This is a genomic window from Mycobacterium sp. IDUB_3 (assembly GCF_055419585.1).
Genome location: NZ_JBVAXZ010000001.1, coordinates 2,962,949 through 2,980,432, shown reverse-complemented (window position 1 = coordinate 2,980,432; position 17,484 = coordinate 2,962,949). Strand labels below are relative to the sequence as shown.

The following is a 17,484-nucleotide window of genomic DNA, read 5'->3' as shown; positions in this document are numbered from 1 at the left end:
CGGGTACTCAACTCTTCACCATCCTTCGTGGACTATGGGTGTGGCGTCGTGCCGTTTGAGCGCCATTCATAAATTCGGGCACCGCCATTGTCGTAGATCAACGCCCACGACTTCGACTTATCCAGTGACACTAGTCCTTCGGGTACGGCGAACCCTCGGACAGTCGGCGAGCTGGTGTAGATGTACCGGATATTGAGCGCTTTGATCGCCTCGACTACCCGCGGGTCGGAATCGCCCTTGCGGGCCGAGGTCCAGAAGATGTATCGGTTGGGACCCGGACCCATCTGCTGCGGGTAGTCGTAATGGGTCCACAACGGATGCAGATCCGCGACGGCGTACATCCACGCGGTGCCGTCGGTGTTGGCGTTGCCGATCAACGTCGCGTGCGCGCCCGGCAGCTTGGCCAGGTACGCCATGGCCATCAGATCGCGCTGATCGATCATCACCGAGTCGTACTTGTCGCCGAACAACACCAGGTGCCGATAGAGGTAGTGGCGCCCGGTGAGCACGGTGGCCGCCACCAGCAGGACCGCAGTGGCCGCGATCCACGCCCGAGCGGGCTGCGGACGCCTCCCGCTTGCGGGGGACGGTCTGAAACGGCCGGTGACCCGTCTGGCGCCGGCCACAACGCCCACGACGATCGCGAACAGTGCGACGCCGGCCATCGGCTCCAGCAGCAGGGTGATGGCGGCCGAGATCCGGCGCGGATCCTTGTAGAAGAACTCGCCGAACATCCCGGCCACCGCGCCGACGGGACCGCCGAGCGGGTTTCCGGCGTCGACGCCCACCACCACCAACACCAGCCACAGGGCGAGCGGCCACCAGATCTTCTTGACCAGGAAAATGATCCCGCCGATGGCGGTCACCGCGATCAGCCCGTACTGCACTGGAAAGTCGTTGAGATGCCGGGAGTGCTGAAAGACCATGTCGAACAGTCCCCGCTTCTTGCTCAGGTGGGTCAGAAAGGAGTGCCCGGCAATGATGTCTTCCTGCCCCTGGACGCTGATGAACTGCGGCAGCAGGATCAGTCCGGAGAACACCGCAACGCAGGCCAGGGCGACGAAATCGGTCAGCCTGCCGCGCACCGGGCGCCACAGCGCGTCCATGAGCCACCAGGCCACCAGGAACAACAGCACGATCACCCCGCCGGTGATGTGCACGGACATCACGCCCACCCACGCCAGCACGGCCGCCGGGATCCGGTCACGGTGTCGCAGCGTGGACGTGATCAAGACGAATGCAGGCACTGCGACCCCATAGGCCGCCAGGTTGGGCATCGCGGCGACGCCGAACTCGACATAAGGCAGCGCGGTGAACGACGCCGACAGCGCGGCCGCGGTGGCCGCCGCCCCGGCGCAGCGCCATTCGGTGGTGCGCGGCCGCAGCAGATGCCAGGTGAGCATCGCCGCGCTGGTGGGGAACAGCCACACCGATGCGGCGACCGAACTCAGCGTGTAGCCGGTGGTGGGCGCCGCCCCGGTCAGCTGGCAGAACACCGCGACCAGGGCATGGAACACCGACGGGTAGTACAGCGTCTTATGCGTCTCGACGTTGCGCAGCTCGCCCATGTGCGTCGACGACGCCTGGCCGGTGTCCAGGATGTAACGCACCTCGTTGGCATGCCAGACGGCGTCCCAGGTGCTCGGGATGGTCTGCCAATGGGCGGCCAGGCCGCGGTAGGCGGCCCACATGATGAGCAGGGAGCCCAACAGCACGCCCGCCGCCACCGTGACGGCGGGCCAACGGCTCACCCCGCGGGCCTCGGCGTCGCGGTCGCGGTAGCGGGCGAGCAGCAGTTGTAGCCCGATCATCAGCGCGCACACCACGGCCAGCGCCGCCAGCGCCGTCCAGCCGTTCCACGGAATTCCGATGGCACCAAACGGAATAATGGCCAGCGCGACCACGCCGTAGGTCAGCGCCGGGCCGACCGCGACAGCCACCGGCCAAGACAACTGACTGATGCGTGCGATGATCGCCCCGGGCGCTAACAGCAAGAACAATGCAATGAGCGTTCCGAACCAGAGCCCCACTCGACTAGTATGGCTGGCCGGGTGCCCTGGCTCGGGAGCCACCAACTGGCCGGAACGTCTGTGGCACCCGCTACCGTCACAGTTTCGCAAAAAAGCGGAAGCTCTAAGGTGGCCCACATGGCATATGACGTCGCCCGGGTGCGCGGACTGCATCCGTCCCTGGGTGACGGGTGGGTACACTTCGACGCCCCGAGCGGGATGCTGGTCCCCGATTCCGTCGCGACCACGGTGTCGACGGCCTTCCGCAGGTCCGGTCCCACCACCGTGGGCGCACACCCGTCCGCGCAACGCAGTGCCGCCGTTCTGGAGGCGGCGCGGGCCGCGGTGGCCGATCTGTTCAACGTCGAACCCGCGGGTGTGGTGCTGGGCGCCGACCGGGCGATCCTGCTGGCCGCGCTGGCCGAGGCGTCGTCGTCGCGGGCCGGCCTGGGCTATGAGGTCATCGTCAGCCGCCTGGACGACGAGGCCAACATCGCCCCGTGGCTGCGCGCGGCGCACCGGTACGGCGCCAAGGTCAAGTGGGCCGAGATCGACATCGAGACCGGAGAGCTCCCGACGTGGCAGTGGGAGGGGTTGATCGGGAAGTCGACCAGGCTGGTCGCCGTCGCCTCGGCCTCCGGGACGCTGGGCACGGTCACCGACCTGCGGGCGATGACCAAGCTGGTGCACGATGTCGGCGGCCTGGCGGTCGTCGACCATTCCGCCGCGGCGCCCTACCGGCTGCTCGACATGAAGGAAACCGACGCCGACGTGGTGGCGGTGAACGCCGCGGCGTGGGGCGGCCCCCCGATCGGGGCGATCGTGTTCCGCGACCAGGCATTGCTCAACTCGTTCAGTTCCATCTCGCCGGATCCCAAGGCCGTCGGGCCTGCGCGCCTCGAGATCGGTGCGCATCAGTTCGGTCTGCTCGCCGGGGTGGTGGCCAGCATCGAGTACCTGGCGTCGCTCGACGAATCCGCACGTGGCACCCGGCGCGAACGCCTGGCCGTCTCGATGCAATCCGCCACGTCGTATTTGAACCGGATCTACGACTACCTGATGGTGTCGTTGCGCTCGCTGCCGTTGGTGATGGTGATCGGCCGCCCGGAGGTGCGGATCCCGGTGGTCAGTTTCGCCTTGAACGGCGTGCCCGCCGAGCGGGTCGTGCAGCGGTTGGCGGACAACGGGATTCTGGCCGTCACCAACGAAAGTTCCCGCGCGCTGGACGTATTGGGCGTCAACGACGTCGGTGGCGCGGTCACCGTCGGGCTGGCGCACTACTCGACGACGGCCGAAGTCGATCAGTTGGTGCGCGCGCTGGCGTCCCTGGGCTAGACCGTCAGGACGATCTTTCCGGTCACCTTGCTCGACGTCAGCTGTTGATGCGCCTCGCCGGCCTGCTGGATGGGCAGGCGGGCGCCGATGATGGGGCGGACGCGGCCCTCGGCGATCATCGGCCACACCTTGGCCGTCACGGCCTGCACGACCTCGCTCTTGCTGTTCGGTCCGCTCACCGGGCGGCCCCGCAGCGTGGTGCCGATGACGCGGGCCCGCTTGGCGAGCAGCTTGCCGATATTGAGCTCGCCCTTGATGCCGCCCTGCATGCCGATGATTACGAGCTGCCCGTCGGTAGCCAGGGCGTCGATGTTGCGGTCCAGATAGGAGGCGCCCATGATGTCGAAGATCACGTCGGCGCCGCCGAACTCCTGCAGGCGCGCGACGAAGTCCTCGTCGCGGTAGTTGATGGCGATCTCCGCGCCAAGCTCGCGGCAGAACTCCAACTTCTCCGCCGACCCGGCGGTGACGGCCACCCGCGCACCAAGCGCCCGGGCGACCTGGACGGCATGGCTGCCGATGCCACTGGCCCCGCCGTGCATCAGCAGCAGCTGCCCCTTGGCGAGATGCGCCGTCATGACCAGGTTCGACCACACCGTGCAGGCCACTTCCGGCAACCCGGCCGCGTCCACCAGATCGACGCCATCGGGAATCGGCAGCAGCTGGCCGGCGGGAACGGCGACGTACTCCGCGTACCCACCCCCGGCGAGTAGCGCGCAAACCTCTTGTCCGACAGACCAATCCGCGACACCGGAGCCGGTATCGGCGATGACACCGGACACTTCCATGCCGATGATCTCGCTCGCTCCCGGCGGCGGCGGATATTTACCGGCGGCCTGCAACAGGTCGGCGCGGTTCACGCCCGCGGCGGCGACTTTGACCAGGACCTCACCCCGCCCGGCGGAAACGTCCGGCACTTCCTGCCAAGAGAGTTGATCGGAGGATTCGGCGACGATGGCGCGCATGGCGGCCACGCTACCGAGTCCGGCTACCCTAATCAGCGGTGGCGTGGCAGAGCGGCCTAATGCACTCGCCTTGAAAGCGAGAGACGGCTAAAACCGTCCGGGGGTTCAAATCCCTCCGCCACCGCTCTTACCGGTCGACGCTCTGATGCAGCGTCGGCGCGTAGCGCAGCACCGCGCCCACGCCGTCGGCCGGGGAGATCCGCTCGTCGGTGCGCACCAGGGCGGCGCCGACCGAGATCGCCGAGAACGGCAGCGCCTCGTCGGCCCGCAGCGTCTTGGCGGGAGCGGCGCCCTGCTCGGACAGCACGTTCTCGTCGGGCGCGATCGTGGTCAGACCCTCGTCCGCGACGACGGTCGCATCGCCGATGTCGCCGATGATCAGTGTCTCCACCGCGCCCTGACGTAGCGCCGAGCAGACCGCGCCGAGTCCCTCGGCCGCCAGGCCGGACTGCCGCCCGATCTCGGCGGTAAAGCGCTGCGCCGCATTGTCAATCGTCCGCAGCTGGCGCTTGACGAATTCGCCCTCGATGGCGTGTTCGATCTCGCCGAAGTCGTGACCGCTGTGCCGTGCCCCGATCTCGAGTGCCACCGCACGCTCCTGCAAGCGTTCGGGCAGTGCGGCGAGCAGATCGGAGCGCGAGCGCACCTCACCCACCACAAAGATCACCTCGATCGCCTTGTCGTCGGCCAGCTCGGCGACGCGGTCGGCGACGGCGCGCACGTTTTTGCGGCCGGCCTCCTCGGTGCGCAACTGGGGGTCGCCGTAGCCGGCGGTCTCCGCGCCGGCGGATTTGTGCACGGGATAGCCGCCGCCGTTGACGGTCTCGGTGCGCAGCGTCCCACCGGTGTGGGTGGTGATGTCGGCACCGCTGTGGTCGACGACCGCCAGCACGTAGTCCGGGTGATCGAAGCTCTGCTCGAGAATCGGTACCAGATAGGGTAATTCGGAGACGCGAACGACGTCGGTGGCGGCGGGCCGGGCAAGGTGCTCGTTGATCGCCACGCCGTCGGCGCCCGCGATCACCGCGCGCCCGCTGCGGCCGATCGGCGGGCGCAGATTCATGATCGCGTCCTCGATCTGGCCGATGACCGCCGCGCCGGCGCCCCGTCGCTCCAGCTCCTCCTTGATCGCCCGCCACTTCAGCTCGAGCCGCGCCTCGGCGTCATGGGTGTCGTGTGAGTCGTCGAAATACACCGAAGCGAACGGCCCCGGTGCGTCCAGCAGTTTGCGGAAGCGTTGCGAGTCCATGCTTTGTTGGTTGCCCCACGAGCCGGGGGACAAACACCTAGCTTCGATCGCCCTCGCTGTCGTCGAAGAAATGCCACTCGCCGTCGTGCTGGACTTCCATGCGCCAGCCGAGCTCGCTGTTGTCGGCCTTGTTGTCGACGAACCATGCGTGTGCGTCGTCCGCGCTTTCGATGTCCTTGGTCGCGACGACCTCGCCCTTCGGGTCGAGCACTCGATAGGTAGCCATGACAGGCAGTGTTCCCACTGTCGTCGCGATCAATCGGTCGGAATTTCGGCGGTGATCGTGTCCAGCAGGGCCGTGTACCGGCGGGCTTCGGGATCCCGTCCGGGTTTGCCGCTGCTCACCACGCCGGCCGACAGTCCGCGCGCCGGGTCGGCCCAGATCGCGATGTTCACCAGGCCCAGGTTGCCGAACGCGTGCGGCGCGTTGCGCCCGAACGGGCCCCACCTGTTGGTACCCAGGATGTAACCGGTGCCCCAGCGGGCCGGTTGCAATCCGACCGCGAAATCCGGTCGTAGCCTTCGGCATTCGGTCACCGCGCCGTACATGGTCTCGGGACTGATCACCCGCACGCCGTCGAGTTCGCCTCCGCGGCGCCATATCTCGGCGAACCGCGACATCTCCTGCGCGGTCGACACCGTGTTGGACGACGGGATGATGGTGGTCAGGAACGCCGGGGAGTTGGTGTACGGGATCATCTCGTGCACGGTTCCGCCGATCGCCTTGCGGAAGATCTGGGCGACCACCGGCGGCAGCGTCCGCCCGGTGGCGTGGCTCGGCGCGACCAGCGGGACGTCCTCCTTCGCGACGCCGAAGTTGGTCCAGCGGAAGTCGAGTGGGTCGAGGATCTCGGTGGCCAGGATCTCGCGAATCTCCTTGCCGGTGGCCGCGTACACGATCTCGCGGACCAGGGGGCCCCAGGTCAGCGCGTGGTACATGTGGATCAGCCCGGGACGGTAGAGGGGCCGCAACTCGCCCAGCTTCTGTTGCGCGTATTCGTGGTCGTCGGCGCGGGTCACGTCCGGCCTTGGGCCGGTGGGGAAGGGCAGTCCCGCGCTGTGTGTCATCACGTGCCGGATGGTGATCCGGTCCTTGCCGTGACTGCTGAACGTGGGGAGGTATTCGCACACCCGGTCGTCGAGCGAGAAGACGCCGCGCTCGACGAGCATGTGCACCACGGTCGCCGCGATGCCCTTGGCCGCCGAGTACACGCAGAACGGTGTGTCCGGCGTGACCGCGATCTTCTCCGCGTCGGGCGGATCGCTCGGGGCGTTGCCCCAGCCGTGCCCGATCGCGCGGTTCAGTACGACGCGGCCGTGCCGGCGGATGCAGAGCTGGATGGCGGGATGGAAGCCGGCGCTGTACCAATGCCGGGCGGCCTGCCAGATCCGGTCGACGGCGGCGCCGTCGATTTCGGAGTGGTCCTCGGCGCCGATCGCCGTCACGGAGTCCAGGTCTGCCGGGAGGCGGATCTTGCCGTCGGGTGTCGTCACCTCAGCGAGGGTACGTGGCGCCCGGTTATTCGCCGGTGAACTGCGGCGGGCGCTTCTCGAACGTCGCCGAGATGCCCTCCGTCAGGTCCTTGGACGGCAAGAAGGCCGCGTTCCAGGCCGCCACATACCGCAGGCTCTCCGAGACCGCGGCGGTGCGCTGCTGGTCGAGGACGTCCTTGACGCCGTGCACGGTCAGCGGGGGATTGGCGGCGATCTCCGCGGCGGTGGCGTGCGCCGCGGCCAGAGTGGCGTCGGCGTCCGCGTACACGTCGTTGACCAGACCGATCTTCTCGGCGCGGGCCGCATCGATGTCTTTGCCCGTCAGCGCCAGCTCGCGCAGGTGTCCGTCGTTCAGGATGAAGGGCAGGCGGGCCAGGCTGCCGACGTCGGCGACGATGGCGAGCTTGACCTCACGCACCGAGAACTTGGCGTCGGCGCTGGCGTAGCGGATGTCCACCGCGGAGATCAGGTCGACGCCGCCGCCGATGCACCAGCCGTGCACCGCGGCAATGGTTGGGGTCCGGCAGTCGGCGACCGCGGTGATCGCGCCCTGCATGCGCTTGACCTCGCGGTGGAACACCGCGCGCGGGCCGGCCAGCGCGTCGCCGGACAGCAGCGGGGTGAACGAGCCACCCATCGCCGGCACGTCCAGGCCGTAGCTGAAGTTCTTGCCCGAGCCGGTCAGCACGATGGCCCGCACCTCGGGGTCGTCGTCCAGCGCCGCGAACAGCTCCGGCATCTCCGACCAGAAGGCCGGTCCCATCGCGTTGCCCTTGCCCGGTCCGATCAGTGTCACCTGGGCGACGTGGTCTTTCGTCTCGACGGTGACGGATTCGTATGCTTGGCCCATATCGAGACCGTAGCGTGGCGAATATGGCTCCTGACTTGCGACCCGGACCGCATTCCTCGCCCACCGACGAGCTGCACAGCGCCGAGGACACCCTGGGGGTGCTGCAGCGGGTCCTGCACACCATCGCCGCCGACGACCTGTCGCGCCGGACGCCGTGCGCGGAATTCGACGTGTCGGCGCTCACCGGGCACCTGCTGAACTCGATCTCGGCGCTCGGGGGCATGGTGGGCGCGGAGATTCCGGAGCGCGCGGAAGGCGATTCGGTCGAGCGCCAGGTGATCGTTGCGGCTCGGCCCGCGCTGGACGCGTGGCACCGCCACGGCCTAAACGGATCGGTGCCGTTCGGTAAGGGCGAGTTACCCGCGAACAGCGCGTGCGGCATCCTGTCGATCGAATTCCTGGTCCACGCTTGGGATTATGCCGCCGCGGTGGGGCGCGACATCCACGCTCCCGAGCCGCTGTCCGAGTACGTGCTGGGGCTGGCCCGTCAGATCATCAGGCCGGAGTTACGCGGCCAAGCCGGATTCGACGACCCGGTCGACGTCCCGGCGGACGCCGGCGCGCTCGAGCAGTTGGTCGCATTCACCGGCCGCAATCCGGCGGGGTAGCGCGGCATTCGCCGAGCGACTACCGCTCGCGTTCCAGGTAGAAGTAGTAGTACTTGCCGTTGTCCCGGACGCCCTTGCCGTTCATGATGCCCATCACGGCGTCGTCGTCGATCTTCTTGAAGTGATCGTGCACCGGCTGGCCGTCGTAAACCATGGTGGCGGTGACTTCGCCGCGGAAGTCCTCCAGCCACAGGCTGGCTTCGCCCTTGCCCATCTCCACGTTGGAGAACTTGTTGCCGTCGGCGTCCAGGCAAACGAGCGGCTGCACGTCGCGGACGGACTTGAAGGTCTTGCCGTACCAGCCGGCCTTTTCCAGTTGGCCGTTCATCTTGTGGCCGGTCTGGAACTCGCCGCCCTTCCACTCGCCGAGCATGCCGTCGATCGTCGCGGGCGAAAGTTCGGCCCAGAATTCGTCGAGCTCGGAATCCGCGATGTCGCCGCTGCGCTCTTTGAACTCGGTGAACTTCTTCCGCGCGAGGTCCACGGGGCGGCTCCTTACGATTCGGTGCGGGCGATCCAGTCGCAGGCGAAACGCAGCAGGGCGTCGTTCTCCTCCGGCGCCCCAATGGTGACACGGATGCCTTCGGCCGCGAACGGCCGCACCACCAGGCGCGCGTCGGCGGCCTGATCGGTGAAGTCCATGGTGCGCTCGCCCAGCGGCAGCCAGACGAAGTTGGCCTGCGACGGGGGCAGTTCGAATCCGGCGTCGCGCAGGGCGTCGCTTACCCGGGTGCGCTCGATCACCAGCGCGTCGGTCCGGGCGATCAGCTCGTCGGAGGCCTCGAGCGACGCGATGGCGGCCGCCTGTGCGACGTTCGTCACCGCGAACGGCATGACGACCTTGTCCAGCGCGGTGATCAGGTCCGGGTGGCCCACCGCGTAACCGCAGCGCAGCCCCGCCAGCCCGTAGGCCTTCGAAAAAGTCCGCAGCACAACGACGTTGCTGTGCGTCAGGGCCAGCTCCAGGCTGTTGGGCAGCATGCCGTCGCGGATGTATTCGACGTAGGCCTCGTCGATGGCGATCAGGATGTGCGGCGGAACGGTCTCGACGAATCGCGTCAGCGCGTCCGGGTCGACGACAGTGGACGTCGGATTGTTCGGGTTGCACACGAAGATCAGCCGGGTGCGGTCGGTGATCGCGGCGCGCATCGCGTCGAGGTCGTGTGTGTGGTCGGTCAGCGGCACTTTGACGGTGGTCGCGCCGGACACCTGGATGATGGGCAGGTAGCACTCGAAGCTGCGCCAGCCGATCATCACCTCGTCACCGGCCGCGGAGGTGATCTGAACCAGCTGCTGGCACAAGGTGACCGAACCGCTACCGACCGCGATCTGTTCGGGCGCGACGTCGGAACCCAGGTGCATCGCGAGCGCGGCCTTGAGGTCCACGCTGGCGTTGTCCGGGTAGCGGTTGACCACGGCAACCGCCCGCTCGATTGCCGCGTGCACGCTGGGCAGCGGGCCGTGCACGGTCTCGTTGCTGGCCAGTTTGATTGAGCCCGGCACGTTCTTGCCGGGCACATACACTGGCAATCCGGCCAGTTCGTTACGCAGGCGGGCAGTCACTTCGACAGTTTACGTGCCAACTGTGTACAGTATGGCCGGTTCCGCGAGACCGGAAAGGGGTCGGTACCCTCAGAAAGTCCAAGGGAGGCGTGCCAGAGCGGCCGAATGGGGCTCACTGCTAATGAGTTGTCCCCCTCAAAGGGGACCGGAGGTTCAAATCCTCTCGCCTCCGCTAGATCCTTTAGCGGCTACACGGAACGACAACTGAAGAACAGGCGCCCGTAGCTCAACGGATAGAGCATCTGACTACGGATCAGAAGGTTAGGGGTTCGAATCCCTTCGGGCGCGCTCGGCAGGTCTCAGCAACCCAAAATGATTTGAATCGTTAAGACCCAGTTCCTTGTGGGCGCGGTTTTCCGTCGGTACCTTCCGCCCATGACAATCAGCATTGAGCAAATCGGTGGTGGCGCGGGCGGCGGTTTCCTGGGCGGCGGCGCCGGTGGCGGGTTCGTCGGTGGTGGCGCCGGTGGGGGTTTCCTGGGCGGTGGCGGCGCCGGCGGCTAAGCCCCGGACCCGCGCACCCGGCCCGGCGCAATGATCGGGCCGGGTACTTCATCCGGCTCGGCAGCGACCAGGTCGAGCTGCAGCCACGCGACGTCGTGCCAGCCGTCGTGTTTCCACGCGACGCGCCGGTATAGGCCCGCTTCGGTGAACCCGAAAGACCGGTGGAATTCATTGCTGGCCTCGTTGGGCTGCGTGATACCGGCGAACGCCTGCCGGTAACCCCGCTCGGTGAGCCTGCGCAGTAGCTCCGCGTAGAGCGCGCGCCCCCCGCCGGTGCGGCGATGGCCGGTGTCGAGGTAGATCCCGGTCTCGATCGACCACTGGTAGGTGGCAAGGCGATTGAAGGCGTGCCCGTAGGCGAAGCCGATCACCCGGTGATCGCGTTCCAGGACAAGCCATTCGTGGCTCACCTGGGCGGCGGCGATCCGCGCGGCCATCTCAATTTCGGTTGGCACGTCGGTTTCCCAGCTGATGACCGTGTGCTCGACATACGGCCGGTAAATGGCAAGGCACGCAGCCGCATCCGCTGCCGATGCCGGGCGGAGCAGGCCGCCGCTCGCGTGCACGTCGCCCGCGCTAAGGGCGCGGCTGGAACGGCTGGAACGGCCCCCGGCGGGGCGGTTCGGTCACGGTCTGCGTGACGGTGCTGGTCTCCGTGCTCGGTGCGGCCGTGATGGGCGGCTCCGTCGTCGTAGGAGTGTCGGTGCTCGGCGGCGGGGCCGTCTCGGTCACCGTCTCGGTCGGCGCGCCACCGCCGCCGCCGCCCCCGTGATGCCGCGGCGCCCGCTCCGTGGTGGTCACCGGCGCGGTGGTGGACGGGACGGGCGTCGTCGTGGCGGGGGCGGGCGCAGGCGAGCCGCTGGTGAGCTTGACCACCGCGTACAACAACGCGGCCAACAGGATCACCCCGATGGCGCCGGCCGCGACCAGTGCCGCCGGACGGCGGTACCACGGCGTCGGGGGCTCCGGCGGCTGTGGCTCGGGCTCGTAATACCCGCCGTACCGCGCGGCCGCGGTGGGCTCGGAGTAGTAATCCGGTTCCTCGGGATAAGGCGGCACGTGAGGAGATGTTAGTAGGTCATCCCTTGGTGGAGATGAGGCCCAGCGCTCGCTCGAACAGATGCACCGTGGCCGCGTGCAACTGGTCGCCGACCTCCTTCTCCGCCTTGCCGGCGCAGGCCCGGGCCAGCGTCCCCTCGATCACGATCCCGAGCTTGAAGCAGGCCAGCACGGTGTACCAGGTGATGTGGGACAGGTCGCGGGTGGTGTTGGCGGCGTAGCGCTCGAAGAGCTCGTCGGTGCTGGCCAATCCGTCCTGGCCGCCCAGCGCGTGGCTGAAGACGCTCGATCCGTCGGACTGGCGCCAGGTGGCCAGCAACCAGCCAAGATCCAGCAGCGGGTCGCCGATGGTGCACATCTCCCAGTCGACGATCGCGACCACGTCCGGCCCGGTGCGCGAGAACATCACGTTGGCGGCGTGGTAGTCGCCGTGCATGATCCCGGGCGTCCAGGTGGCCGGCCGGTGCCGGTCCAGCCAGGCCGACACCTCCTCGATGCCGGGGATGTCCGGCCCGGGGTAACCGTCGTACTCGTTGTAGGACTCCAGCTCCGAGAGCCAGCGCGGCACCTGACGTTCCAGGAAGCCCTCGGGCTTGCCGAAATCCGCGAGACCCACCGCGACGTGGTCGACCGCGCCCAGCTTGGCCAGCGCGTCGGCCATCGACAGGCCCATGCCGTGGCGCACCCTGGCATCGCCGGCGTGCAGCGGTAACAGGCCTTCGCCCGCGTTGAAGCCGTCGACCGGGTCCATCAGATAGAAGACGGCGTCGCCCAGCACGCTCGGGTCCTCGCAGGCGGCGATCAGGTGGGGATGGGGGACGTCGGAGCCCGCCAGTGCGGCAAGGACTTTCGTCTCCCGTAGGATCACGGTGTTGCTGCGCGGGCGCAGGTGTCGTGGCCCGCGCCGCAGCACGTACGGCCGGCCGGCCCGGGTGAATCGCAGCATCACATTCTGGGTTCCGCCGGTGACATTGGAAACGTCCTGTAGCGGCCCCTCGCCGAGCCCCTGCCCGGACATCCACTCCGCTACGGCTTCCAGATTCACGTAATCCACTGCTCAGCCCTTCGGGTGCGGCGTGTATCGGACGGTCTGCGCTCGGATCATGCCGTCACGGAACACGAAGGTGTCCACACCGTCGTCCACCCGGTTGACAGCAGAATCGGCGGACCACTGAAGGAACAGCACGTCCCCGTCGAAAAGCTGAGTTAGCAAGTCCCACTCCGCATCCGGAAGCTCGGCGAGCAACGTCGCGAAGACGGTCCGGATGGCATCCTTGCCGCGGGCGATTCCCGCGGGGCTGAGCACCACCGAATCCTCGGCGTAGTCGACGACGATCTCGTCGAGGTCGCCAGCGGCCAGTGCGGTGCCGTGGTGGGCGAACACCTCCTGCGGCGAACGCGGGGTGGACGTCATGGCACTCCCTTGCAACCTGTGGACCGTCTGGGAAAAAGACTAGGGCAGGGTCGACGCGCGGCCCCGAGCGGCGGCGGCTGGAAGAATAGTGTGCATAACTTACTTTCTGGGGAAGGAAACTGGCGATGCCGCGGACCGACAATGATTCTTGGGAGATCACTCAGAGCGTGGGTGCCACGGCGCTGGGTGTCGCCGCTGCTCGCGCGGCCGAAACCGAGAGCGAGAACCCACTGATCAACGATCCGTTCGCGCGGGTGTTCGTCGACGCCGCGGGCGAGGGTATGTGGAGCATCTACGCCGATCCGGCGCTGCTGGCCAAGGCGGGCGACATCGAGCCGGACCTGCGTAATCGCCTTCAGCTGATGGTCGACTTCATGGCGACCCGGACGGCGTTCTTCGACGAGTTCTTCCTCGGCGCCGCGGATGCCGGCGTTCGGCAGGTGGTGATCTTGGCGGCCGGCCTGGACGCACGCAGCTGGCGGCTCCCGTGGCCCGACGGGACGGTCGTCTACGAGCTCGACCAGCCGAAGGTGCTCGAGTTCAAATCCAAGACGCTGCGTGAGCACGGGGCGCAGCCCAAGGCGCGGCTGGTCAACGTTCCGATCGACCTGCGCCAGGATTGGCCGAAAGCATTGCAGGAGGCGGGATTTGATGCCTCCAAGCCTGCGGTCTGGTCGGCCGAGGGACTGGTTCGCTACCTGCCCGCGCAGGCCCAGGACCTGCTGTTCGAACGGATCGATGCGCTGAGCGTTCAGGGCAGTTGGCTGGCGTCCAACGTGCCCGACTCGGGCTTCACCGACCCTGGCCGGGTGCAGCGCCAGCGCGACGACATGCGCCGGATGCGGGCCGCGGCCGCCGAACTGGTCAACGCCGAGATCACCGACTTCGACGACCTCTGGTACGCGGAGGAACGCACGCCCGTCGACGCCTGGCTGCGCGACCGCGGCTGGGACGTCACGACGGCGTCGTTCGCGGAGTTGATGGCGCGGTACGGCCGCAGCGTCCCGCAGGGCGCGGAGGACTCGATGCCTCCCACCCTCTACGTGTCCGCGCAGCGGACGCGGGCTGATCTCCGCGAGGCTTAGACCTGTAGCGCCGCAAAGCGTCTCGCCGCGGCGATGAGGGCGACCACGGTGGTCGGTACCCTCGCGGATATGCCTGCTCGACGCGCCCGGCTCGGCGATGTGCACGAGCTCGCCGCGGCGATGCCGCACGTTCAGCGCCTGGAGGGCCCCAAGGGCAACGCCATTTACCAGGTGGGCGGGAAGTCGTTCGTTTTCTTCCGCACGCCCCGACCGGATGCGACCGATCCGGACACCGGCGAACGCTATGCGGACGTGGTCATGCTCTGGGTGGGATCGGAGAGCGACAAGCTGGCGTTGGTGTCCGATCCCGGGTCACCGTTTTTCACCACGGACCACTTCGACGGGCACCCGTCGGTCCTGGTGCGGGCCAGTCGGCTGGGTGAAATCAGCAGAACCGAATTAGCTGAGCTGATTCAGGACGCCTGGTTGTCCCGGGCGTCGAAGAAGCGGGCCGCGACCTGGCTCGCCGACCACCTCTGACGCTGCGAGCGGCGCCGACAAGCACTGCCGCATAACCCAATGCATGTTTAGACATAAGTCGAATGGGTAACATCACGTCCACGAGAAACTTCTTTCTCGTCCACATTGGAGGTCACGATGCGTGGCAGCGGGATCATCGGAACGGTTGCGTTGGTGTGGTTGCTGATCGGAGTCTTCGCGGCGTGGCAGCGCGACTACTTCAAAAACGACAACACATCATGCGCCTCGGCGGGCACGGTTGCGGTGACCGTGATCGCCGGACCCTTGAATTACTTCGGTGTCAATCCGAAAGTTACGGATTGCCATCTGCCGCAACCAAGTTCAATGCAATCGATCAACCTCTAACCGCTCACTCAAAAGGAAGTCGACATGGTTATCTTAGGGATAGTCCTGCTTATTCTCGGATTCGTTTTCCACGTACCCATCCTGACCACGCTGGGCATCGTGCTGTTGGTCATCGGTGCGATCCTGTGGATCCTCGGCTCGGTCGGCCGTCCGGTCGCCGGCCGGCGCTATTGGTACTAACGGCTTGACTGAAGAACGGATCGCGCGACTGCTCAGCAGTCGCGCGATTTGTTTCACAGGACACACATAGGTTTGGCATAGGCGCGGCTCAGCCGGCGGCGGATACTGGAACTTGTGACGCAGCCCCGAGCCTCGGTAGAGCGGGTTGTCATGTGCCGTGCGGACGGCAACCCCATCAATGTTTTGGTCGTAGATGACGAATCCGTCCTGGCCGACATGGTGTCAATGGCACTGCGGTATGAGGGCTGGAACATCTCCACCGCCGGTGACGGTGCATCGGCGATCGCTTCCGCCCGCTCGCAGCGGCCCGACGTGGTTGTCCTGGACGTGATGCTGCCCGACATGAGCGGCCTCGATGTCTTGCACAAACTTCGCGAAGAGAACCCGCAATTGCCCGTGCTGCTGCTGACCGCCAAGGACGCCGTGGAAGACCGCATCGCCGGCTTGACGGCGGGCGGTGACGACTATGTCACCAAGCCGTTCAGCATCGAAGAGGTCGTGCTGCGCCTGCGCGCGCTGTTGCGTCGCACCGGGGTGACGACGGTGGACAGCGGCGCGCAACTGGTGGTCGGTGACCTGGTGCTCGACGAGGACAGCCACGAGGTCACCCGGGCGGGTGAGCCAATCTCCTTGACCTCCACCGAGTTTGAGCTGTTGCGATTCATGATGCGCAACTCCAAGCGGGTGCTGAGTAAAGCCCAAATCCTGGACCGGGTTTGGAGCTACGACTTCGGCGGCCGGTCCAACATCGTCGAGCTCTACATTTCCTACCTGCGCAAGAAGATCGACAACGGCCGGGAACCGATGATCCACACGCTGCGCGGCGCGGGTTATGTCCTCAAGCCGGCCCGCTGACACGCGAAGGGTCTGGTCCCTTCGGCTGCGGCTGCTGGTCGGTCAGATCGTCGTCCTGGCCATCGTCTGCGTGGGCATCACCGCGGCGACCGAACTGGCGCTGCTGCACCACCTGGTGGCCCAGCTCGACGGGCAGCTCGCCGGCACCTCCTACCGTTCGGCGCTCATGTACCCCGAGCCGCCGCACTCGAGCTGGCGGCATCAGCACGTCTATCCGAGGCCGGGTCCCGGTCCGCGATTCCTGGACGCCCCGGGCCAGCCGGCGGGCATGGTGGCGGCGGTGGTCAGCCACGGAAACACGGTGGACGCCGGCTACACCACGAGCAGCGGTGACCGGGCCGAGCTGACCGCGACCGCCCAGCAGCAGCTGTCCGGGATCGCCGGCAGCCGCAAGCCGGTGACCCTGGACCTCGACGGGCTGGGTCGCTACCGGGTGGTCGCGGCCCCGAGCCGTAACGGCGGCGACGTCATCGTCACCGGCCTGTCGATGGCCAATATCGACACCACCCTGATGCGGATGCTGGTCATCTTCGGGATCGTCACCGTCATCGCGCTGGTCGCCGCGACCACGGCCGGTGTGATCATCATCAGGAGGGCCCTTGCGCCGCTGCGCCGCGTCGCGCAAACTGCGAGCGAGGTCGCCGGCCTGCCGTTGGCGCGCGGCGAGGTCGAACTCCCGATGCGGGTGCGCGAATCCGATGCGAACCCCTCCACCGAGGTGGGTCAACTCGGCGCGGCCCTCAACCAGATGCTGGACCACATCGCCGCGGCGCTGTCGGCGCGGCAGGCCAGCGAGACGCGGGTTCGCCAATTCGTCGCCGACGCCAGTCACGAGCTGCGCACGCCGCTGGCGGCGATCCGCGGCTATACCGAACTGACCCAACGGATGGGCGACGACCGTGAGGCGGTGGCGCAGGCGATGAGCCGGGTGGCGTCGGAGACCGAGCGGATGACGCGCCTTGTCGAGGACCTGCTGCTGCTCGCCCGGCTGGACTCCGGCCGGCCGCTGGAAAGCGAACCGGTGGATCTGTCGCGGTTGGCGGTGGATGCGGTCAACGACGCTCACGTCGCCGGGCCAGATCATCAATGGGAACTCGACTTACCCGAGGAGCCGGTGGTCGTCACCGGGGACGCGGCGCGGCTACACCAGGTGCTGGCCAATCTGCTTGCCAACGCCCGGGTCCATACCGGCGCGGGCACCGTCGTGACGACCCGGCTGAGTGCCGAGCCGACGCACACCGTGCTGCAGGTCATCGACAACGGGCCCGGCATCCCGTCGGCGTTGCAATCCGAGGTCTTCGAACGGTTCGCCCGCGGTGACTCGTCACGTTCCCGCAAGGGCGGCAGCACCGGGCTGGGCCTGGCGATCGTGTCGGCGGTTGTCAAGGCGCACAACGGGACTATCGCGGTGGACAGCGCGCCGGGCCGGACCGAGTTCACGGTGCGGTTGCCACCCAACGGATGGCAACCGCCCGCTGCCGATCTTTAG

The 17,484-nt window shown here is 67.4% G+C and carries 21 protein-coding genes and 3 tRNA genes; 12 read left to right on the top strand and 12 right to left on the bottom strand.

Features of this window, described 5'->3' with window-relative positions; all coding sequences use genetic code 11:
• Positions 1-32: 32 nt before the first annotated feature.
• Positions 33-2,030: a DUF6541 family protein gene (locus ACZYVJ_RS13770; protein ID WP_463831498.1), complete on the bottom strand. Its 1,998-nt coding sequence runs from the start codon at positions 2,028-2,030 to the stop codon at positions 33-35.
• 117 nt (positions 2,031-2,147) lie between these two features.
• On the opposite strand from ACZYVJ_RS13770, the gene ACZYVJ_RS13765 reads away from it, so the two are divergent.
• Complete coding sequence (locus tag ACZYVJ_RS13765; protein WP_463831497.1) at positions 2,148-3,344, top strand: cysteine desulfurase-like protein; 1,197 nt, start codon at positions 2,148-2,150, stop codon at positions 3,342-3,344.
• Here ACZYVJ_RS13765 and ACZYVJ_RS13760 read toward each other — a convergent pair.
• Entirely contained in the window at positions 3,341-4,309 is a 969-nt protein-coding gene (locus ACZYVJ_RS13760) for an NAD(P)H-quinone oxidoreductase (RefSeq protein WP_463831495.1), read from the bottom strand. The genes ACZYVJ_RS13765 and ACZYVJ_RS13760 overlap by 4 nt on opposite strands.
• Positions 4,310-4,346: 37 nt before the next feature.
• On the opposite strand from ACZYVJ_RS13760, the gene ACZYVJ_RS13755 reads away from it, so the two are divergent.
• A tRNA-Ser gene (locus ACZYVJ_RS13755) sits at positions 4,347-4,433 on the top strand.
• 3 nt (positions 4,434-4,436) lie between these two features.
• Here the strand turns inward: ACZYVJ_RS13755 and ACZYVJ_RS13750 are convergent.
• Genes ACZYVJ_RS13750 through ACZYVJ_RS13735 form a run of 4 tightly spaced genes read right to left on the bottom strand, consistent with a single transcriptional unit; the run spans position 4,437 to position 7,902 of the window.
• The gene (locus ACZYVJ_RS13750; RefSeq protein WP_463831494.1) at positions 4,437-5,558 is read right to left on the bottom strand and encodes an Rv2629 family ribosome hibernation factor; all 1,122 of its coding nucleotides are present in this window, start codon (positions 5,556-5,558) and stop codon (positions 4,437-4,439) included.
• Between the two features lie 37 nt (positions 5,559-5,595).
• Entirely contained in the window at positions 5,596-5,784 is a 189-nt protein-coding gene (locus tag ACZYVJ_RS13745; RefSeq protein ID WP_007771958.1) for a hypothetical protein, read from the bottom strand.
• A gap of 29 nt (positions 5,785-5,813) precedes the next feature.
• Positions 5,814-7,052 (bottom strand): lipase LipE, encoded by a 1,239-nt coding sequence (gene lipE / locus ACZYVJ_RS13740; RefSeq protein ID WP_463831492.1) that lies wholly within the window; start codon positions 7,050-7,052, stop codon positions 5,814-5,816.
• Between the two features lie 25 nt (positions 7,053-7,077).
• Positions 7,078-7,902: a crotonase/enoyl-CoA hydratase family protein gene (locus ACZYVJ_RS13735; RefSeq protein ID WP_463831491.1), complete on the bottom strand. Its 825-nt coding sequence runs from the start codon at positions 7,900-7,902 to the stop codon at positions 7,078-7,080.
• Between the two features lie 23 nt (positions 7,903-7,925).
• Between ACZYVJ_RS13735 and ACZYVJ_RS13730 the strand changes: the two genes are divergently transcribed.
• Complete coding sequence (locus ACZYVJ_RS13730; protein ID WP_463831490.1) at positions 7,926-8,510, top strand: TIGR03086 family metal-binding protein; 585 nt, start codon at positions 7,926-7,928, stop codon at positions 8,508-8,510.
• A gap of 19 nt (positions 8,511-8,529) precedes the next feature.
• Here ACZYVJ_RS13730 and ACZYVJ_RS13725 read toward each other — a convergent pair whose 3' ends face one another.
• Together ACZYVJ_RS13725 and hisC are read right to left on the bottom strand one after the other, a co-directional pair.
• Positions 8,530-8,994, bottom strand: a complete 465-nt coding sequence (locus ACZYVJ_RS13725; RefSeq protein WP_463831489.1) for a DUF4334 domain-containing protein — start codon at positions 8,992-8,994, stop codon at positions 8,530-8,532.
• 11 nt (positions 8,995-9,005) lie between these two features.
• Entirely contained in the window at positions 9,006-10,073 is a 1,068-nt protein-coding gene (hisC, locus tag ACZYVJ_RS13720) for a histidinol-phosphate transaminase (protein WP_463831488.1), read from the bottom strand.
• An 83-nt stretch (positions 10,074-10,156) separates the two neighbouring features.
• On the opposite strand from hisC, the gene ACZYVJ_RS13715 reads away from it, so the two are divergent.
• The 3 genes from ACZYVJ_RS13715 (at position 10,157) to ACZYVJ_RS13705 (ending at position 10,577) form a co-directional block, all read left to right on the top strand.
• A tRNA-Ser gene (locus ACZYVJ_RS13715) sits at positions 10,157-10,245 on the top strand.
• A gap of 43 nt (positions 10,246-10,288) precedes the next feature.
• Positions 10,289-10,361, top strand: a tRNA-Arg gene (locus ACZYVJ_RS13710).
• 87 nt (positions 10,362-10,448) lie between these two features.
• Positions 10,449-10,577: a hypothetical protein gene (locus tag ACZYVJ_RS13705; protein ID WP_267880497.1), complete on the top strand. Its 129-nt coding sequence runs from the start codon at positions 10,449-10,451 to the stop codon at positions 10,575-10,577.
• On the opposite strand, the gene ACZYVJ_RS13700 is transcribed toward ACZYVJ_RS13705, so the two are convergent.
• Genes ACZYVJ_RS13700 through ACZYVJ_RS13685 form a run of 4 tightly spaced genes read right to left on the bottom strand, consistent with a single transcriptional unit; the run spans position 10,574 to position 13,050 of the window.
• Entirely contained in the window at positions 10,574-11,143 is a 570-nt protein-coding gene (locus ACZYVJ_RS13700; RefSeq protein WP_463831487.1) for an N-acetyltransferase family protein, read from the bottom strand. The genes ACZYVJ_RS13705 and ACZYVJ_RS13700 overlap by 4 nt on opposite strands.
• Positions 11,144-11,153: 10 nt before the next feature.
• Entirely contained in the window at positions 11,154-11,636 is a 483-nt protein-coding gene (locus ACZYVJ_RS13695) for a hypothetical protein (protein ID WP_463831486.1), read from the bottom strand.
• A gap of 19 nt (positions 11,637-11,655) precedes the next feature.
• On the bottom strand, positions 11,656-12,654 hold the full coding sequence (locus ACZYVJ_RS13690; protein WP_463832986.1) for a phosphotransferase family protein: 999 nt from the start codon (positions 12,652-12,654) through the stop codon (positions 11,656-11,658).
• A 39-nt stretch (positions 12,655-12,693) separates the two neighbouring features.
• A complete protein-coding gene (locus ACZYVJ_RS13685) occupies positions 12,694-13,050 on the bottom strand; it encodes a nuclear transport factor 2 family protein (RefSeq protein WP_463831485.1) in 357 nt (118 codons plus the stop codon).
• Between the two features lie 125 nt (positions 13,051-13,175).
• Between ACZYVJ_RS13685 and ACZYVJ_RS13680 the strand changes: the two genes are divergently transcribed.
• The 6 genes from ACZYVJ_RS13680 (at position 13,176) to ACZYVJ_RS13655 (ending at position 17,484) form a co-directional block, all read left to right on the top strand.
• Complete coding sequence (locus ACZYVJ_RS13680; RefSeq protein ID WP_463831484.1) at positions 13,176-14,135, top strand: class I SAM-dependent methyltransferase; 960 nt, start codon at positions 13,176-13,178, stop codon at positions 14,133-14,135.
• A gap of 69 nt (positions 14,136-14,204) precedes the next feature.
• Positions 14,205-14,615, top strand: a complete 411-nt coding sequence (locus tag ACZYVJ_RS13675) for an MmcQ/YjbR family DNA-binding protein (protein WP_463831483.1) — start codon at positions 14,205-14,207, stop codon at positions 14,613-14,615.
• 105 nt (positions 14,616-14,720) lie between these two features.
• Entirely contained in the window at positions 14,721-14,960 is a 240-nt protein-coding gene (locus tag ACZYVJ_RS13670) for a hypothetical protein (RefSeq protein WP_064880197.1), read from the top strand.
• Between the two features lie 24 nt (positions 14,961-14,984).
• The gene (locus ACZYVJ_RS13665; RefSeq protein WP_463831482.1) at positions 14,985-15,140 is read left to right on the top strand and encodes a hypothetical protein; all 156 of its coding nucleotides are present in this window, start codon (positions 14,985-14,987) and stop codon (positions 15,138-15,140) included.
• 150 nt (positions 15,141-15,290) lie between these two features.
• Positions 15,291-15,995, top strand: coding sequence for a response regulator transcription factor (locus ACZYVJ_RS13660; RefSeq protein ID WP_064880192.1), 705 nt, complete (start codon positions 15,291-15,293; stop codon positions 15,993-15,995).
• Positions 15,973-17,484, top strand: coding sequence for a sensor histidine kinase (locus ACZYVJ_RS13655; RefSeq protein ID WP_463831480.1), 1,512 nt, complete (start codon positions 15,973-15,975; stop codon positions 17,482-17,484). Before ACZYVJ_RS13660 ends, ACZYVJ_RS13655 begins: the two co-directional genes overlap by 23 nt.

Excerpts from the sequence above, each read along its gene's own strand:
- ACZYVJ_RS13765 (WP_463831497.1), top strand. The coding sequence starts at position 2,148 with ATGGCATATGACGTCGCCCGGGTGCGCGGACTGCATCCGTCCCTGGGT.
- ACZYVJ_RS13760 (WP_463831495.1), bottom strand. The coding sequence starts at position 4,309 with ATGCGCGCCATCGTCGCCGAATCCTCCGATCAACTCTCTTGGCAGGAA.
- ACZYVJ_RS13750 (WP_463831494.1), bottom strand. The coding sequence starts at position 5,558 with ATGGACTCGCAACGCTTCCGCAAACTGCTGGACGCACCGGGGCCGTTC.
- ACZYVJ_RS13745 (WP_007771958.1), bottom strand. The coding sequence starts at position 5,784 with ATGGCTACCTATCGAGTGCTCGACCCGAAGGGCGAGGTCGTCGCGACC.
- ACZYVJ_RS13735 (WP_463831491.1), bottom strand. The coding sequence starts at position 7,902 with ATGGGCCAAGCATACGAATCCGTCACCGTCGAGACGAAAGACCACGTC.
- ACZYVJ_RS13730 (WP_463831490.1), top strand. The coding sequence starts at position 7,926 with ATGGCTCCTGACTTGCGACCCGGACCGCATTCCTCGCCCACCGACGAG.
- ACZYVJ_RS13705 (WP_267880497.1), top strand. The coding sequence starts at position 10,449 with ATGACAATCAGCATTGAGCAAATCGGTGGTGGCGCGGGCGGCGGTTTC.
- ACZYVJ_RS13690 (WP_463832986.1), bottom strand. The coding sequence starts at position 12,654 with ATGTCCGGGCAGGGGCTCGGCGAGGGGCCGCTACAGGACGTTTCCAAT.
- ACZYVJ_RS13685 (WP_463831485.1), bottom strand. The coding sequence starts at position 13,050 with ATGACGTCCACCCCGCGTTCGCCGCAGGAGGTGTTCGCCCACCACGGC.
- ACZYVJ_RS13680 (WP_463831484.1), top strand. The coding sequence starts at position 13,176 with ATGCCGCGGACCGACAATGATTCTTGGGAGATCACTCAGAGCGTGGGT.
- ACZYVJ_RS13675 (WP_463831483.1), top strand. The coding sequence starts at position 14,205 with ATGCCTGCTCGACGCGCCCGGCTCGGCGATGTGCACGAGCTCGCCGCG.
- ACZYVJ_RS13665 (WP_463831482.1), top strand. The coding sequence starts at position 14,985 with ATGGTTATCTTAGGGATAGTCCTGCTTATTCTCGGATTCGTTTTCCAC.
- ACZYVJ_RS13660 (WP_064880192.1), top strand. The coding sequence starts at position 15,291 with ATGTGCCGTGCGGACGGCAACCCCATCAATGTTTTGGTCGTAGATGAC.
- ACZYVJ_RS13655 (WP_463831480.1), top strand. The coding sequence starts at position 15,973 with ATGTCCTCAAGCCGGCCCGCTGACACGCGAAGGGTCTGGTCCCTTCGG.